The sequence below is a fragment of the Bartonella sp. B10 genome, from assembly GCF_053794435.1.
In genome coordinates this window covers 809,139-826,187 of the sequence record NZ_CP200030.1, presented here as the reverse complement: position 1 = coordinate 826,187, position 17,049 = coordinate 809,139, and the positions used below count along the sequence as shown (strand labels likewise).

The following is a 17,049-nucleotide window of genomic DNA, read 5'->3' as shown; positions in this document are numbered from 1 at the left end:
GTCGTTGTGGGGAGGGGAACACCACAACGACCTTGTCGTTACATTGTACCTCAGCTATCATAGGAGGAGCAAAATGAAAGCTATTATATCCTGTAACAGCAAAGAAAAGCTCTCGGTACTGCGTATAAGCCGCAACGACGCATCATTTATAAAAACATAAAAATGTCTTTTTAGAGGCAAATTCAATAAATTTTAAAATAAGAATAACACATATATAAAAGTAAATTGTTTTTTTGCTGAAATGGAAAATGAAATCGTTATGAAAACAAAAGATCATCTTTTTTTGGTTGATGGGTCAGGTTACATTTTTCGTGCTTACTATGCTTTACCATCTTTAAAGCGTAAAAAGGATGGACTTCCTGTGGGAGCTGTAGCTGGTTTTTGCAGTATGCTATGGAAATTGCTTTGTGATGCTCGTAATACAGATTCTGGCGTTGTTCCTACACATTTTGCTGTAATTTTTGATTATTCATCTGATACATTTCGTAAGAAAATTTATCCTAAATATAAAGCTAATCGGATAGCTCCTCCTGAAGATCTTGTTCCTCAATTTTCTTTGATACGTCATGCAACAGCAGCTTTTAATCTGCCTTGTATTGAAAAAGAAGGATTTGAAGCAGATGATTTAATCGCTACTTATGCAAAATTAGCAACGCAGGTTGGAGCAAAAACAACTATTGTCTCTTCTGATAAAGATTTAATGCAATTGGTAAATGAGCATGTATCCTTGTATGATGGAATGAAAGACAAGCATATAGGTATTTCTGAAGTTATAGAAAAATGGGGAGTTGCTCCTGAAAAAATGGTTGATTTGCAAGCTTTGATTGGAGATTCAGCAGATAATGTACCAGGCATTCCAGGTATAGGCCCTAAAATAGCAGCCCAATTGTTGAATCAATTTGGTTCCCTTGATTTTTTATTACAGCATGTAGAAGAAGTTAAGCAAGTAAAACGACGTGAAAATATTCAAGCATATAGTGAGCAAGTAAAAATTTCTCGTGAATTGGTTCGTCTTAGAACTGATGTGCCTATAGATAAAGATCTAGATGATTTCATCTTAGAACCACAAGATGGTTCTCGTTTAATTTCTTTTCTTAAAGCTATGGAATTTACGACACTAACGCGTCGTATAGCAGAAGCAACAGGATGTGATGCAACAGTTATTGATGCACTTGATATAAATATTGAGTGGGAAAAAAACGTACATGGTATTGATCTTGAAATAAAGAAAGATAATATATCATATTCTCATAGTTTTTCTGAAAACTCTCCACAAATTTTAGCGCAAAAACGAAAAAATCAAGCTTTAACTCAAAAAATTATAAGAGATGCTTATATAACTATTCTTGATGAAAAAATTTTAAAAGAGTGGTTATCAGAGGCAGAAGAACAGGGATTTTTTGCTTTTGATACCGAAACAACTTCTCTAAATCCTATGCAAGCAAAGCTTGTTGGTTTTTCATTGGCATTACAGCCAGGAAAAGCAGCTTATATACCACTTGAACATGTTGAAGAAGGGAATAGCCTTGTTGATGGTAAGCGTATTGCTAAGCAAATCGAAACACAGAAGGCTTTAGCTCTTTTAAAGAAAATATTAGAAAATCAAGCGGTATTAAAAATTGGCCAAAATATAAAATATGATTTGTTGGTGATGAAGCAATACGGCATTATTATACAATCTTTCGATGATACAATGCTTTTATCATATGCTTTAGATGCAGGATCTTTAAGTCATGGTATGGATGTTTTATCTGAACGCTGGCTTGGTCATAAACCGATTGCTTATAAGGATTTAATGCATAATGGAAAAAATATTACTTCTTTTGCGCAAGTAGATTTGCAACAGGCAACACTTTATGCTGCAGAAGATGCCGATATAACGTTACGTTTATGGAAAGTTTTAAAATCGCATCTTGTGGCTCAAGGAATGACAAAAATTTATGAGCGTCTTGATCGACCATTGATAAATGTTCTCGCAAAAATGGAAGAACGCGGAGTCCTTGTTGATAAGCAAATTTTATCACGTCTTTCAAGAGAATTGGCGCAGGCTGCTTTTCTTCTGGAAGAGGAAATTTATCAGTTGGCTGGGGAGAAGTTTAATCTTGCTTCACCAAAGCAATTAGGTGATATCCTTTTTGGTAAAATGGGATTACTTGGAGGTGCTAAGACTAAGAGTGGGCAGTGGTCAACTTCTGCACAGACTTTAGAAGAGTTGTCTGCTGAAGGTCATATTCTACCACGAAAAATTATTGATTGGCGTCAACTTGCAAAATTAAAATCTACTTATGCAGATGCTTTACCAGCTTATATTTTACCAAAAACAGGGCGTATTCATACAAATTATTCTTTAGCAACAACATCAACAGGTCGGTTATCTTCATCTGAACCAAATTTACAAAATATTCCAGTGCGTACTGCTGAAGGACGTAAAATTCGAAAAGCTTTTATTGCTCCAAAAGGACAAGTTCTGTTATCAGCTGATTATAGTCAGATTGAACTGCGCATTCTTGCACATATTGCTGATATTACAGCATTAAAAGAAGCTTTTGCACAAAAACAAGATATTCATGCTATTACTGCGTCACAAATGTTTGGAGTTGCGGTAGAAGGAATGCATCCCGATATAAGACGACGCGCGAAAGCAATTAATTTTGGCATTATTTATGGTATTTCAGCTTTTGGATTAGCTAATCAATTGGGTATTTCACGGCAAGAAGCAAGCCGTTATATTCAACTTTATTTTGAAAGATTTACAGGAATTAAAGATTATATGGATACGATAAAAACATTTGCACGCCAAAATGGTTATGTGGAAACAATTTTTGGACGTCGTATCCATTATCCAGAAATAAAATCAGCTAATTCACAGATTCGTGCCTTTAATGAACGTGCTGCCATCAATGCGTCAATTCAAGGGTCAGCAGCGGATATTATTCGTCGTGCTATGATTCAAATGGAAGATGCTTTGGAAAGAGAAAAACTGTCGGCAAAAATGTTGTTGCAGGTACATGACGAACTTATTTTTGAAGTTCCAGAAAATGAAAGTGAAAAAACTGTAGCTCTTGTTAAAACGATTATGGAAAATGCTACAATGCCAGTACTATCTTTGTCTGTTCCACTTGAAGTAAAAGTAATGGTAGCTAAAAATTGGGATGAAGCACATTAGCTTTTTTCATTTATTTTATTTTTTAAAATGTCCATTGCATTGGCAAGATCAAGATAAGCTTTGACAGGTAAATGGTCTGATGCGATGCGTGCGAGTGGTGAATAATGGTTTTCAATATTTGTTACTAATTGATGGGGAAAAGCAAAAATTCTATCAAGGGCTAAAAATGGAAAACGCGAAGGAAAACTTGCAACAGTTTTAAGTGTACTATCAAAATAGGGGAAAAAGTTGTTTAAAGATGAGCCTTTTCCTGTTCTCCATTCATTAAAATCTCCAATGAGTAACGTTGGCATAATGGGACGTTTTCTAAGAATCTCAAGGAGCGTTTTTGTTTGCTTATTACGAGAATGGCGCAACAAGCCAAAATGAGAGGCAATAACACGAATAAGACCTACTTCCATTTCCAATTCTACAATCACAGCACCACGTGGTTCAATACCAGGAAGATTAATTTGTAAAGTATCACGTATACGTCCCTGTCGCAAAAAGAGTGCATTACCATGCCAGCCATGACCATTGGGTGACATGGTATTTAAAGGTACTGGAACCAATCCCGTTTTAGCTTTTAATAGTTTTAGGTCAATTAAGCCAACGCGTTTACCAAAGCGTTTATCTGCTTCCTGAAGGGCAAGAATATCAACTTGTAGTTCAGAAATAACGTGTACAATACGAGTAGGATTAAAAATTTTATCAATACCTACGCATTTATGAACATTGTAAGAAGCAACAGTAATGTCATAATTATTGCTCCAGTTTATTACATCTTGTTGGTGACAAGAGCGTTTGTGAATAGCATGTAAAAGAGGGTTATGAAGATTTTTCTCAATAAATTCGGTAAACCATTTAAATTTTTGCTTTTGAAATTTTTTTGTCATTTTAAAAATATGGTGTACCAAAAGAATAAAAAGAAAACGCTTATACCAAAAAACAAAAAAACCTCGCTTCTCTTAAGAAACAAGGTTTTAAAATTGAATAATGATTGTTAAAATTAATCACGCTTCGAGCCAAGAAATTGTAGTAAAAATACAAAAACATTTATGAAATCAAGATAAAGACTTAGCGCACCCATAATAATTTTACGACCCTGAGTATCACTTTTATCTCCTTCATAATACATTAATTTTATGTTCTGTGTGTCATATGCAGTCAGACCAGCAAAGATAAAAACACCAATTACTGATATAGCAAATTGTAAGGCATTTGATCCAAGAAAGATATTAACAATCATGGAAAGCATTAAACCGATCAAACCGATAAAAAAGAATGACCCCATCGCAGTTAGATCACGCTTTGTTGTGTAGCCATAAAGAGAAAGAGCACCAAAAGTCGCAGCTGTAATAACGAATGTCTGTACAATGCTTTCTGTTGTGTAACGCAAAGTGATAGAGGATAGAGACAGTCCAACAAGGGTGGCGTAACCAAAAAATAGATTACGTGCTGCACTTGTGCTCAGTGTATTGATTTTGAAACTAAGAAATAATACAGCCGCAAGCGGTGCAAACATGACAATGTAAGAGAATGGTGATGTATAAAATGTTACTCCGAAAGATGTTAAGTAGACACTACTGCTCATTTGAGCAGCCGCTTGGCTCATATCTGTTGTTGTTGCCAATGATGCAACTGCATAAGCCGCACCGGCTGTAATAAGCAAACCAATGGCCATCGTATTATAGACACCCAGCATATAGCTGCGTAATCCTTGATCAATTGATGCATCGGCATGAACTACAGGCGCCGAACGTAAATTTTTGAAATCAGCCATAATAAAAAGTCCTTTAGCATATGTTCTATCAGGTATTGGGCTTAAGAAAAATCTATGTCTTTAGGACAACAGTTCTGTATAAACCCTTAAACTTAGTAAATACAAACAACCCTAGGCGCCGCTGGTAGAATTCCAGCATACCTCTCTCTATTATGGAGATTTATTTTAAAATTACAAGAGACTTTTGTTTGAAGAAAAGATTACAAATAGGTAACAAAAGTCTTATTTTGATAAAAAATGTTAAAATTTTTTACAAATATAGCTATTTAACTAGGATTAAGAGAGTACGGAAATATCGTTTATCAAATAAATAAACGTTACATGGTGTGTAAAATCGTATGTATAAAAATAAAAAAAACAAAGTATTTTAATAAAATTAATACTAAAATAGCAATGTAAGAATGTATACATCTAGTAGATTATGTTCATTAAATATAGAGATATCCGTAGCGAGTTACCAAGTATTTATCTAGAAGATGTACGATTGGGATAGCGTTTTTCTTTGATCCAGATACCAAATTCTTCAGTAAGAATGGCAATAACACCGATCGTAATAAAAGTATCAGCAAGATTAAAAACAGCAAAATAAAAGACATCACCAATATGAAATAGTATATAATCAGTAACATAGTTAAAACGGATACGATCAATAAAATTACCAATTGCTCCACCAATGATAAGAGTAAGACCGAAGCGTGATAAAGATTTATTGTATTCGGTATTTTTCCATAACCATAAAAGAAAAATAATAATGATTAATGTCAGAATAATGAGTCCCCAATTGGGAAAAGAAGAAAAAAATGAAAATGCAATACCAGAATTACGTACATGGTAAAGAGAAAGAAAAGGAAGAATTGGTATTACTGTTCCTAGCAGCATATTGTGCATAACCCAATACTTAATTGCTTGATCAAGGACTATTGTAAAAAACAAACTAAGAAGAAAAAAAGAGAATGATTTGCGTGTCATATTCTTATCTCTCATGGTTTAAGAGTTAAAAAAGGGCGACGAACTTCATAAAGCATGATAGCTGTTGCTACTGCCAAGTTAAGCGAGTCTGCACGCCCACTTTGTGGAATACGTACGATTTGATCGCAACGATTCTTAAGAATGTCTGATAAGCCTTGTTTTTCATTTCCCATTAAAAGTATAATTGGAGCGTTTTGAAAATCAATTGTGCGATAATCGGTAGATCCCTTTAGATGTGTGCCAACAATCGTACCTTTAAAGTGTGTAGACCAGTTTAAAAAAGCATTTTCATCAAAACGATAAAGCGGTATTGAAAAAATTGATCCCATAGTTGCTCGTACGGTTTCATGTGAGAAGGGGTCTGTTGTCTCACCGATCAAGATAACTCCTTTTGCTCCTACTGCATCAGCCGTTCTAATGATGGTACCAAGATTTCCTGGATCACGTATCCGATCGAGCGCGATATAAACATCTTGGATATTCTCTTTGATTATTTCAAGTTTGTGCCATTTTTGTTGGAAAATACCAATAACTGTTTGTGGATTATCACGGTGGGTGATTGATTCCATAATTTTTTGTGAAGTTTTAATGACAAAACCACCATTGGCTACAGTGTACGCGGCAGTATTTTCTATAGCAGTGTTACTAATTTTGCTTTTGGAAAAAATGAGTGTTTGTATTGTCCATCCAAGATCTAAAGCGTCAATCACCAATTTAAGTCCTTCTGCCATGAAAAGACCTTCTCGATTACGGTTTTTCTTTTGGCTTAGTGCTCTAAGATTTTTGATTATAGGGTTACTAAGAGAAGTAATTTCTTTAACCCTACCAATTTTGGGGATACACATATTTAGGCAATCCAACGACTAAAAAGAGAAGTAGAAAGGGCACGTCCAGCAATTTCTTCACGTAAAATCAGCTCTCCTGATTCGATTGTACCACCAAGATTTTTAAATTCATCACGCATAAGAGTATGAAGTGCATAAAATGAAGCACGAATAGAATAAGCTGTAAGCACAACAGAGAGAGGTTTGTCGGATAAAAGTTTACAACAATTTGTGATCATTGTTGGTAAGTGATCAAAAAATTGCCAAATTTCACCATGAGGTCCACGTCCATATGCAGGAGGATCAAGAAGAATCATATCATACTTTTTTTTACGACGCAGTTCTCTTTCGACAAATTTTACAGCATCATCACAGATCCAGCGAATTGAATGATTTGATAAACCTGCTATTTTTTGATTGGCTTTTGCCCAAGCTATAGCTTTTTTAGAAGCATCAACATGAGTAACATTTGCACCTGCACGTGCACCAATCAAAGATGCAATACCTGTATATCCAAAAAGATTTAACAATTTAATTGGACGTTCAGCTTTAACGATTTGTTCTTCTATTGAGCGCCAATGAGCATTTTGCTCAGGAAAAACACCAACATGACGAAAAGAAGTAAAACGACCTAGAAAGTGCAGTCCATTCCAAGAAAGTGGCCATGTTTCATCAAGAGGATGTTTTGGAAAATGCCAACGGCCAACACCTTCTTCATTTCGGTTTCCTGTGAAAATAGCATCAACATTATCCCAATGCTTTTGTGATAAAGACGGTTTCCATAATGCTTGACCTTCTGGCCGAATAATGCGGTAATTTCCGTAACGTTCTAATTTTTTTCCATGACCAGAGTCAATTAAAGCATAATCTGCACTGACACATGTTTCCAAAATAACAGGTAATTTTTCCTGTGGAGATGTATTGCTACGATGTTTTTTAAAGCATTTTTGGGGCATACTCGGTGTTACGATAAAGATATTTTAAATTTACATTATAAGGTTATTAAATTTTTATAATGGTACAAAGATTTAAAATTTACTAAAGTATGTATAGAAAAAATGGAACAGTACCCTCAATGTTATGTCAAATATATAACAATAAAAAATTTTATTAATGAACTCTACATTACATTGACCATCAATATTTTATTTTTCAAGTTCTTCTTCGCTTTCTTTGCATCTATGATAAGCAAACTCATTGATTAAGTCTATCGCGCAAATCTTTACCAGTTTTAAAAAAAGGAATCCATTTTTCTTCAACAATAACAGTTTCACCTGTCCGCGGATTACGACCGTTACGAGCCGAGCGGCTTTTAACGGAAAAAGCTCCAAAACCACGAAGTTCAACGCGATTACCATTAGCAAGTGCTGTTGAAATCTCTTCAAAAATAGTATTCACAATCTTTTCTACATCACGTTGAAAAAGATGTGGGTTTTGACGGGCAATAATTTGTACAAGTTCTGATTTAACCAAAATAGCCTCTCTTTCATACAAAAAAGATTTTTTCATAATTGTGTACTTCACAGATACACATTACATATATAAACGAAAAAAAGCAAAATAAAATCAAGAGGAAACAAATTGTAATAAGTAAAATTTGAAAATACGTCTTATGAGAAGAGAGTGGATATTTTTGAAAGATTAAATGATATGGCTGTACATAATCATGGTGAAATATCATCTTTTGATGATATTTTTAAAAAAGAGGGTCGTCATTCACGTTGTGTTAATATATTAAAATTTTTTCTACCTCTTTTGGCATTAGCGATAACGCTGTTTTTTTGCTGGTCTACGTTCTTTTTTACTCCAGTTTCTTATAACCCTATTATGTTAAATAATGAAGAAAGTAGAATAATAGGATTGGTAATGGTCAATCCAAAATTAGAAGGTTATACAAGCTCTTATGAATCTTATTGGCTAAAAGCTGATAAAGCATTTCAAGATCTGATGCTTTCTGGAGTGATTGGGCTACAGAATATAACAGCTGAGATCTTTATGGGTAAAGAACGGGTTTTTGTTAATGCTCAAGAGGGAATTTACGATAATATTAATGGTTTTTTGCGATTAAACAAGCCATTCACGGTTACAACCAAAAATGGAATGGTGGCACGATTCACGTCAGCAGATATTAATTTATCTGATGGGCAATTAAATACAAATAAACGCATCAATATTCATCACGCAGATCTAGATCTTACGGCAGATGCTTTGCAAATACAAGAAAAAAGACAAATCTTGCATTTTCAAGGTGGGGTGCATTTAGTTATTAGTAAGTAATAATATATATCAATATGAGTTTTCTGGGCTTTATAAAGCATGTGTATACAAAGGGATTCAGAGCAATGAATATGAAGCCAAGGAAATTACACAGAAAATTGGTAGTCATATATTTAGCTTTGAGTATGGGAATGTTAGTACCGAAAGTAGCTTGTGGATATTCTGAGATGTCTTATTTCAGAATGAATCCATTAGATAACAAGGAGTCTATAGAATTTTATTCAGATTCCTTAGAAATACGTGATAAAGAGGGAATAGCACTCTTTAATGGTAATGTCTCAGTAACTCAGGGTAAAAATCTTCTGCAAACATCAAAATTAGCTGTTTATTATGATAAAATGGATAAAGTTGTTAATAGAGATCAGATAAATACAAGAATAGTATCTCTTACTGGATTTGGTTCTGTGAATATTAAAAAAATGGAAGCTTCAGGAAAGGTTTATATAAAAATAGCTACGCAAATTATTACGGGTGATAAAGGCATTTTTGATGGAAAGTCAGGTATGATGATATTGGCAGGTAATGATGTTGTATTCACTGATGGTGATAATGTGGCAACGGGGTGCAAGCTAACAGCAAATATGAAGACCGGGAGAGCTATACTAGAAGGTTGTGATACATCTAATAAAAAAAGTCGCGTCTCCATAATTTTAAAACAAAGTAAAAAGAATGGCTATTAAAGTTTTATGTTTGAAATCAAGAGAAAAAAACAGATAGCTGAGAGTGATATTGCAAGTGAATCTTTTAAAGAAAAAATAAAAGGAACCTTAACTGCTAGTAATTTAATTAAAATGTATCGAGGAAGACAGATTATTAACGGTGTTTCTTTTGGTATTCATACTGGAGAGGCTGTTGGGATTTTGGGTCCAAATGGTGCTGGTAAGACGACATGTTTTTATATGGTTACGGGTCTCATTAAATCTGATGGTGGGTCAATTAAAATTGATGGATTTGATATCACCAATTTGCCGATGTATCGGCGAGCTCGTTTAGGTATCGGATATCTTCCACAAGAAGCATCTATTTTTCGCGGGCTTTCAGTAGAAAATAATATTAAAGCTGTTTTGGAAATAGTCGAAAAGGATCGCTTTAGGCGATGTGAAGAGCTGGATTTACTTTTGCACGAATTTAAAATTGATCATTTACGCAAAATGCCTGCTATTTCTTTATCAGGAGGTGAACGTAGACGATTAGAAGTCGCGCGCGCTTTAGCTGCTCGCCCTAATTTTATATTACTCGATGAGCCTTTTGCAGGAATCGATCCTATTGCTATTTTTGATATACAGCAACTTATTCGTCATTTAACTCAACGTGGCATTGGTGTTTTAATAACCGATCACAATGTACGCGAGACGTTGGGTCTTGTTGATCGTGCTTATATCATTCATGCGGGACAGGTGTTAATTCATGGTTGTCCTAATGAAATTATTAATGATGCTGATGTGCGAAGAATTTATTTAGGAAATAAGTTTTATCTCTAATTGTACAGATTCCATGAAAGTTTTAGTAAATCAATACTATGAATATAAGTACTGTTCTTAAGTTTGCGGTACAATTTTTATGATTAAATTTTGCCAAATGATCAAGAACAATATTATAAAGGTATAGGTAGTTGTCTGTTGATTGCATCATAAAAATATATCACTAGATTAATTTTATGATGAATGATAAACGAGACTGTGATTCAATTCGCATGTTTTTATAAATTATGTAAATATAGGTAATGTCTTTTTAATGAAGTTAGATAATGTATGGATATTGTTGTTTCGGGTATTTTTGTGATGGAATCATAGACTATGTTACGATTCTAAATATGGTTCTCAGTACTTTTTTGGTCATTTTGCGTACTTGAAAGCAGTACACTACTGCGGTGTCAATGTGGGTCTGTAAACCGTTTTAGGGTATCCGTGAAAGTATAATTTTGTCTCAACCGTTGCAGTCCATAGCGTTTTGGAATACATAATCATCATCGAAAGTGCAGTGTCATTTTATGTTGATATTCTATTGCATTAGAAGTGCTAATTCTTAAAAGGAATAGGACGATATAACAAAAAATTGTATGCTGAGCTATTGTGACTGAAAAGTTAATGAATTTATGAACGGTGGTTGTTACAGGTGTCACAGTGGGTTTAATTGTTGTGAACGAACCCATTTTCTTTTTTCTCATACTGTTAATTAAGAGCTGGATACTATTTAATCTTTGAATTGATGAGTATATGAGATGACTTACACTATCATCTACTGTGAATTAAGAAATAGATATACATGCGATGGTGCAAGAAAGCCATAGAGGTCTTGAAGTATCAGTACGATTTGCTGGTTTGTCAGTAGGCATCTTGGTCTGCAAAAGGAAAATTAAAGTATGAATTTAAGTGAATTAATAGCACCAGAGGCAATTATTCCGGCTCTTAGGGCAAATTCAAAAAAACAGGTTCTACAAATTTTAGCTGAAAAAGCAGCTGGGCTTACAGGTCTTAGTGAGCGTACGATTTTTGATATTATTTTGCAACGTGAAAAATTAGGATCAACAGGTTTAGGTAGCGGAATTGCTATTCCTCATGGAAAACTACCTGATATTAACCAAATCGTTGGTATATTTGCTCGTCTTGAAAGTCCTGTTGATTTTGAAGCTCTTGATGATGAGCCGATAGATCTTGTTTTTTTATTATTAGCACCTGAAAATGCTGGAGCAGACCACTTGAAGGCTTTATCACAGATTGCGCGTGTTTTGCGTCATTCAGATGTTGTTCAAAAATTGCGCAACACGCATGATGCTTGTGCACTTTACACTTTATTAATTCAGAGTTCAGCATCAAATGCAGCCTAAAGGATAGCATAGAGTATTATATTGTTTGTTGAGTTTTGGAGCAAGATAAACGTAACATTATATTTGCTTAGCTATAATATGTGTTTCGGAAAACAGAAAATGTAACTATATTATTGATTTTTTTATATAGGTTATTCATTATCACACTCTTTGCACTGTTTTTTCGTTGTTTTTCCATGAGTTAAATTGTTTTTATCGTTAAAATGCTATGATCTCATGTTTGGCGGTGTTATTGCCAAGGCATCAGAGGCGTATGAGGACTTATAGCTTTTTATACAAGATAATGAGAAAAATTAATATTTAACAATCTAGTTTGTTTTTTATATTGGCTTATGTACAGAGCTAATATAAAAAAAATAGATTTTAATGATAAAAATGAAAATATTATAGGTTTTTCAATTACAGTTTAGTTAATTACAATGTTATATAAAAAGGTATTAGCTAATAAAAGCAGTTGCTGTTGTGGAAAGAATAAGGTGTGATGTTTTTGTTTATAAATGACTGTGATATCTGTAAGAAAATTTTTCCTAAGGAATATTGTAAAAGAGGGGGTATTGTTTAGTATATAAAAATGATGTGGATACGTTGATTTGGTTTTCTGTTATTACTTCAATAGTTGGTAATGTGATATAGTGAGGATACAGAGAGAGCTAGTGGTTTGAAATTTAGAAAAGTTTTACAGTATTTGGTGGATGGCTATATATTGCGTGTTTTGGAGATAATATGTCGGCGCTGTGTGGTTTTTTACAAAAAGTATAGGCTGTTTCATAATCTCTACTGATGTAGTTAAGTATAATTAGTTAGTTTTTAAATTCTGGTTTTTTTCAAGAGTTTGTAAGAAGTGATTTGTGGAACAGAGATGTTATTTTTTTCCTAATAGTTGATGGCATATTTGCACTTTGTTTTTTATTCAAAGTTCAATTTCTTTAAGAAGTAAATTCTTATACAGAAAATGAAATTAATAAAATAATATTAGTTTGTTGTGTTTTAAAAAATATGATTATTGGGTTAAAAATTCATATTTTAGTAATACCTAAAAGGTCACAGTTAAGCATATAAGCATAAACAGGTGCTTTTATAAAGCTTTGCCAATGAATAAATCTTGTTAATAGAGTGAAGAAGTGAGCTAAATGAAGATGTTTGAAAAGACTTTTATTGCTGCATTTGTGGTTGTTTTTGTTACTATTGGAACAGCATGGGCACAAGCGCCAAAGCGTTTGGATCAATTTGGGGCGTGGGGGGCTTATTCTTATAAATCGCCAGAAAATACAATTTGCTATGTTTTATCAGTGCCTTTAGATGCACTTCCAACAACAGTTAATCATGGTGATAATTTCTTTTTGGTTACTAAGCGTTCCAATTCGCCTGTTTCATTTGAGCCACAGTTAATGGCCGGTTATCCACTTAAAGAAGGATCAAAAGTTACTGTAACCATTGGAGATAGGGAATTTGATTTCTTTACAAAAGATTCGTCAGCTTGGATCGCATCATCAGCATTGGAAAAGCAACTTGTTTCTGCTATGCGTGCTGGAAAAAATATGATAGTAAAAGCTGTCTCAAAACGGGGAACTCATACAACTTATACGTATTCTTTAAAAGGGATAACTGCTGCATTAAATATGGTGCAGACATGCCGTTAAAGGTGTCTGCGTTATGAAGTAGTGATATAAATCGGAAGGTAATGGCAATTTCGTGTAATCCTAAACCAGCTAGTGCATGCTCAGCACTAAAATCAGATGGTGTTATATTAGAGAATGTATCCAAACTATCTTTAATTGGCTTATTTTATGATGAAATGGTAGATGCTTTAGAAGCAGTTGGTGTACCAGAAAGTCAATCGCGTATGCGTGTGCGTCAGCTTTGGCATTGGCTTTATGTGCGTGGCGTTTCGAATTTTGATGAAATGCTAAATATTTCCAAATCAATGCGGGAAATTCTCAAAAAACATTTTTCTATTGCGCGTCCGGAAATTGTTGAAGAACAAATATCAAAAGATGGTACGCGTAAATGGCTTTTACGCTTTCCAGCACGCGGGGCTGGAAAGCCTGTTGAAGTTGAAACAGTTTATATCCCTGAAGAAGGTCGTGGCACTTTGTGTCTTTCATCTCAGGTAGGATGTACGTTAACATGTTCTTTTTGCCATACTGGAACACAGGTGCTTGTTCGCAATCTGACAGCGGAAGAAATTTTATTACAACTGTTAATTGCACGTGATTGTTTGGGGGATTTTCCTGATAAAAATACTCCTGATGGTGCAATTGTTCCAGTTGAAGGTCGTAAAATCACTAATATTGTTATGATGGGTATGGGGGAACCATTATACAATTTTGAAGCAGTTAAAAAAGCTTTATTAATCGCTTCTGATGGAGATGGGCTCTCTTTGTCAAAACGCCGAATTACCCTTTCGACCAGCGGTGTTGTTCCTGAAATTATAAGAACAGGAGAAGAAATTGGAGTTATGTTGGCAATTTCACTCCATGCAGTACATGATACGCTACGAGATATGCTTGTTCCGATAAATAAAAAATATCCGATAGCTATGTTGATGGATGCTTGCCGTAATTATCCGGGTCTTTCAAATGCTAAGAGAATTACATTTGAATATGTTATGCTAAGAGATATAAATGATAGTTTGGATGATGCTAATAAATTAGTCCGGTTGCTTAAAGGCATTCCAGCTAAGATCAATTTGATTCCTTTTAATCCATGGCCAGGGACTAATTACCAGTGTTCTGATTGGGAGCAGATTGAGAAATTTGCTGATGTTGTTAATCAGGCAGGTTATGCTTCACCTATTCGAACACCTCGTGGACGCGATATTTTGGCAGCATGTGGTCAACTAAAATCTCTTTCAGAGCGTTTACGTAAATCTGAACGTTTGAAATTTGAAAATACAGTTGGCAATAAATGAACTTAACTTCCATCAATAAGTATGCGTAAGGCAAAGCTAGTAAAAACGCCTGCAGTAAGCCAATCAAGAAAGCGGATGTAAGAAGGGTTTTGTTTAAGCCCTTGTGAAAATTTGTGAGCCATAAAAACTATTGCAATGTTAATAGGTAGAGAAATAGGGATATAAAAAAGACCTAAAATAAGCAATTTTTGTGTGACCATAGAATCATTTGCATCTATAAACTGTGGCAAGAAAGTCACGTTAAAAAGAATGGCTTTTGGATTTAAGAGATTAATTCCAATAGCAGTAAAATAATCACGTTTAAGGCTTTGGTGTTTTATGGATGTTTCTTGGAGAGAAGATATCGAATTTTTATGCAATGCTTGAAAGGCAAGCCACAAAAGGTAAAATGCGCCAGCAATTTTAAGAAGAAAAAAAGCACGCGGTGAAGTAACAATAAGTGCTGATAATCCGAGAGCAACAGTAACAACCTGAATGACAAAGCCCGTTGCACTTCCTAAAGTGCATATAATTCCAGCCTTTTTGCTTTGTGCAATAGCACGTCCCACTGATAGCATGAGATCAGGTCCCGGAACAAGCGTTAATACCAATGCAGCTAAGGAAAATTGTACAATAACAGACCATTCAGGAAAAAATGACATGTAGGTATCCTTTATTGTCTAAAAGAATTATTTGAAAGAGGTTTTAATGACTGATACCTCTCAATATGAATGTTTTTCTTTTTTACATTTTTAAGCATGATTGAAAGAAAACTTATTTTCACTTCTTGCATAGTCTTTATTAATGAGTAATAAAGAAAAGAAAGTAAATAATATAGAATTTTAAGATGAAAAAATGGAAAAATATTAAAAAAGTCGTTTTAGCTTATTCAGGAGGACTAGATACGTCAATCATTCTTAGATGGTTGCAAAGTGAGTTAGGTGCAGAAGTTGTAACGTTTACAGCTGATTTGGGGCAGGGAGAAGAATTGGCATCTGCACGTCGTAAGGCTGAAATGCTGGGTGTTAAAGAAATTTACGTCGAAGATTTACGTGAAGAATTTGTGCGTGATTTTGTGTTTCCCATGTTTCGCGCTAATGCAGTTTATGAGGGAACTTATCTTTTAGGGACATCTATTGCCCGTCCGCTTATTGCAAAGCGCTTGATTGAAATTGCTAAGGAAACGAACGCAGATGCAATTGCCCATGGAGCAACAGGAAAGGGCAATGACCAAGTGCGCTTTGAGCTTTCTTCTTATGCTCTTGATCCTAATATAAAAATTATTGCTCCATGGCGTGATTGGTCTTTTAAAAGTCGAACGGATTTGATTGATTTTGCGCAGGCACACCAGATTCCGGTCGAGAAAGATAAGCAAGGTGAGGCACCTTTTTCGGTTGATGCCAATTTGTTACATTCATCATCAGAAGGAAAAGTTTTGGAAGATCCTGCTATTCCTGCTCCTGAATATGTGCATATGCGGACTCTTTCACCAGAATCTGCTCCGGATGAAGCAACCATTATCACTATTGGCTTTAAAAAAGGTGATGCTATTTCTATTAATGGAGAAATGTTGTCTCCTGCCACTTTGCTAGCTCAATTGAACAGCTATGGATGTAATAATGGTATAGGTCGATTAGATTTGGTAGAAAATCGTTTTGTTGGTATGAAATCGCGTGGAATTTATGAGACACCAGGGGGAACTATCCTCTTGACTGCTCATCGAGCTATGGAATCTTTAACATTAGATCGGGGAGCTGCTCATTTGAAAGATGAATTAATGCCGCGTTATGCAGAACTTATTTATTACGGTTTTTGGTTCTCACCCGAGCGAAAAATGTTGCAAGCTGCTATTGATTTATCCCAAGAACATGTTGAAGGTGAAGTTACACTAAAGCTTTATAAAGGCAATGTGATTGTTGAAGGACGACAAAGTAAAAAATCACTTTACTCCAGTGAGTTAGTAACCTTTGAAGATGATGGGGGTGCTTATGATCAAAAAGATGCTGCAGGCTTTATTAAATTAAATGCATTACGCTTGCGCACATTGGCAGCGCGTTTATGAGGATTTACAAAAAATAATCATATACAGTGTTTAAATTTATGCGTGTTGGTAACTACATTGTATGCTCTATTTCGAATTTGATATAGAAAATCTTTTATTTTTACAGATAAGAGCAATTGGAAAAGTCTAAAACAGTAGCAATGAAAGTACCAATAGTCAAAGTAAGCAAAGTACGTTTTGTAAATTATCATTTCATTAATGCAAAATAAAAAAAATCATAGCAGAGAGAACTGAGCACACATTTGTTATAATTAAGTGTGATAATAAGTTTG

The 17,049-nt window shown here is 34.6% G+C and carries 15 protein-coding genes; 8 read left to right on the top strand and 7 right to left on the bottom strand.

What is annotated here, in order from left to right; all coding sequences use genetic code 11:
* Positions 1–259: 259 nt before the first annotated feature.
* Positions 260–3,166, top strand: a complete 2,907-nt coding sequence (gene polA / locus V3565_RS03395; RefSeq protein WP_455477811.1) for a DNA polymerase I — start codon at positions 260–262, stop codon at positions 3,164–3,166.
* Here polA and V3565_RS03390 read toward each other — a convergent pair.
* The 6 genes from V3565_RS03390 to ihfB all read right to left on the bottom strand — a co-directional run bounded on the left by V3565_RS03390 (position 3,163) and on the right by ihfB (position 8,194).
* A complete protein-coding gene (locus V3565_RS03390; protein ID WP_455477810.1) occupies positions 3,163–4,041 on the bottom strand; it encodes an endonuclease/exonuclease/phosphatase family protein in 879 nt (292 codons plus the stop codon). The two genes, polA and V3565_RS03390, sit on opposite strands and share 4 nt — an antisense overlap.
* Before the next feature lie 113 nt (positions 4,042–4,154).
* The gene (locus V3565_RS03385; protein WP_455477809.1) at positions 4,155–4,928 is read right to left on the bottom strand and encodes a Bax inhibitor-1/YccA family protein; all 774 of its coding nucleotides are present in this window, start codon (positions 4,926–4,928) and stop codon (positions 4,155–4,157) included.
* A 465-nt stretch (positions 4,929–5,393) separates the two neighbouring features.
* On the bottom strand, positions 5,394–5,897 hold the full coding sequence (lspA, locus tag V3565_RS03380; RefSeq protein ID WP_455477808.1) for a signal peptidase II: 504 nt from the start codon (positions 5,895–5,897) through the stop codon (positions 5,394–5,396).
* Between the two features lie 11 nt (positions 5,898–5,908).
* The gene (locus tag V3565_RS03375; RefSeq protein WP_455477807.1) at positions 5,909–6,742 is read right to left on the bottom strand and encodes a TrmH family RNA methyltransferase; all 834 of its coding nucleotides are present in this window, start codon (positions 6,740–6,742) and stop codon (positions 5,909–5,911) included.
* Between the two features lie 2 nt (positions 6,743–6,744).
* The gene (locus tag V3565_RS03370) at positions 6,745–7,677 is read right to left on the bottom strand and encodes a class I SAM-dependent methyltransferase (protein ID WP_455477806.1); all 933 of its coding nucleotides are present in this window, start codon (positions 7,675–7,677) and stop codon (positions 6,745–6,747) included.
* A gap of 238 nt (positions 7,678–7,915) precedes the next feature.
* Positions 7,916–8,194 carry an integration host factor subunit beta gene (gene ihfB / locus V3565_RS03365; protein WP_455478860.1) on the bottom strand — a complete coding sequence of 93 codons (279 nt, stop codon included), beginning with the start codon at positions 8,192–8,194 and terminating at the stop codon, positions 7,916–7,918.
* 177 nt (positions 8,195–8,371) lie between these two features.
* On the opposite strand from ihfB, the gene lptC reads away from it, so the two are divergent.
* From lptC to rlmN, 6 genes are all read left to right on the top strand, one after another.
* Positions 8,372–8,998: an LPS export ABC transporter periplasmic protein LptC gene (gene lptC, locus V3565_RS03360; protein ID WP_455477805.1), complete on the top strand. Its 627-nt coding sequence runs from the start codon at positions 8,372–8,374 to the stop codon at positions 8,996–8,998.
* Positions 8,999–9,069: 71 nt separating this feature from the next.
* Positions 9,070–9,678, top strand: a complete 609-nt coding sequence (locus V3565_RS03355) for an LptA/OstA family protein (protein WP_455478859.1) — start codon at positions 9,070–9,072, stop codon at positions 9,676–9,678.
* A gap of 6 nt (positions 9,679–9,684) precedes the next feature.
* Positions 9,685–10,479, top strand: a complete 795-nt coding sequence (gene lptB, locus V3565_RS03350; protein ID WP_455477804.1) for an LPS export ABC transporter ATP-binding protein — start codon at positions 9,685–9,687, stop codon at positions 10,477–10,479.
* An 881-nt stretch (positions 10,480–11,360) separates the two neighbouring features.
* On the top strand, positions 11,361–11,825 hold the full coding sequence (gene ptsN / locus V3565_RS03345; protein ID WP_455477803.1) for a PTS IIA-like nitrogen regulatory protein PtsN: 465 nt from the start codon (positions 11,361–11,363) through the stop codon (positions 11,823–11,825).
* Between the two features lie 1,136 nt (positions 11,826–12,961).
* Positions 12,962–13,465 (top strand): invasion associated locus B family protein, encoded by a 504-nt coding sequence (locus V3565_RS03340; protein ID WP_455478858.1) that lies wholly within the window; start codon positions 12,962–12,964, stop codon positions 13,463–13,465.
* 41 nt (positions 13,466–13,506) lie between these two features.
* Entirely contained in the window at positions 13,507–14,736 is a 1,230-nt protein-coding gene (gene rlmN / locus V3565_RS03335) for a 23S rRNA (adenine(2503)-C(2))-methyltransferase RlmN (RefSeq protein WP_455477802.1), read from the top strand.
* 2 nt (positions 14,737–14,738) lie between these two features.
* Here rlmN and V3565_RS03330 read toward each other — a convergent pair whose 3' ends face one another.
* On the bottom strand, positions 14,739–15,377 hold the full coding sequence (locus V3565_RS03330; RefSeq protein ID WP_455477801.1) for a LysE family translocator: 639 nt from the start codon (positions 15,375–15,377) through the stop codon (positions 14,739–14,741).
* A gap of 185 nt (positions 15,378–15,562) precedes the next feature.
* Here V3565_RS03330 and V3565_RS03325 point away from each other — a divergent pair, with 185 nt between their 5' ends.
* Complete coding sequence (locus V3565_RS03325; RefSeq protein ID WP_455477800.1) at positions 15,563–16,777, top strand: argininosuccinate synthase; 1,215 nt, start codon at positions 15,563–15,565, stop codon at positions 16,775–16,777.
* Positions 16,778–17,049: the final 272 nt, after the last annotated feature.

Coding starts and splice junctions, on each gene's coding strand:
- polA (WP_455477811.1), top strand. CDS start 260: ATGAAAACAAAAGATCATCTTTTTTTGGTTGATGGGTCAGGTTACATT.
- V3565_RS03390 (WP_455477810.1), bottom strand. CDS start 4,041: ATGACAAAAAAATTTCAAAAGCAAAAATTTAAATGGTTTACCGAATTT.
- V3565_RS03385 (WP_455477809.1), bottom strand. CDS start 4,928: ATGGCTGATTTCAAAAATTTACGTTCGGCGCCTGTAGTTCATGCCGAT.
- lspA (WP_455477808.1), bottom strand. CDS start 5,897: ATGACACGCAAATCATTCTCTTTTTTTCTTCTTAGTTTGTTTTTTACA.
- V3565_RS03375 (WP_455477807.1), bottom strand. CDS start 6,742: ATGTGTATCCCCAAAATTGGTAGGGTTAAAGAAATTACTTCTCTTAGT.
- V3565_RS03370 (WP_455477806.1), bottom strand. CDS start 7,677: ATGCCCCAAAAATGCTTTAAAAAACATCGTAGCAATACATCTCCACAG.
- lptC (WP_455477805.1), top strand. CDS start 8,372: ATGGCTGTACATAATCATGGTGAAATATCATCTTTTGATGATATTTTT.
- V3565_RS03355 (WP_455478859.1), top strand. CDS start 9,070: ATGAAGCCAAGGAAATTACACAGAAAATTGGTAGTCATATATTTAGCT.
- lptB (WP_455477804.1), top strand. CDS start 9,685: ATGTTTGAAATCAAGAGAAAAAAACAGATAGCTGAGAGTGATATTGCA.
- ptsN (WP_455477803.1), top strand. CDS start 11,361: ATGAATTTAAGTGAATTAATAGCACCAGAGGCAATTATTCCGGCTCTT.
- V3565_RS03340 (WP_455478858.1), top strand. CDS start 12,962: ATGTTTGAAAAGACTTTTATTGCTGCATTTGTGGTTGTTTTTGTTACT.
- rlmN (WP_455477802.1), top strand. CDS start 13,507: ATGGCAATTTCGTGTAATCCTAAACCAGCTAGTGCATGCTCAGCACTA.
- V3565_RS03330 (WP_455477801.1), bottom strand. CDS start 15,377: ATGTCATTTTTTCCTGAATGGTCTGTTATTGTACAATTTTCCTTAGCT.
- V3565_RS03325 (WP_455477800.1), top strand. CDS start 15,563: ATGAAAAAATGGAAAAATATTAAAAAAGTCGTTTTAGCTTATTCAGGA.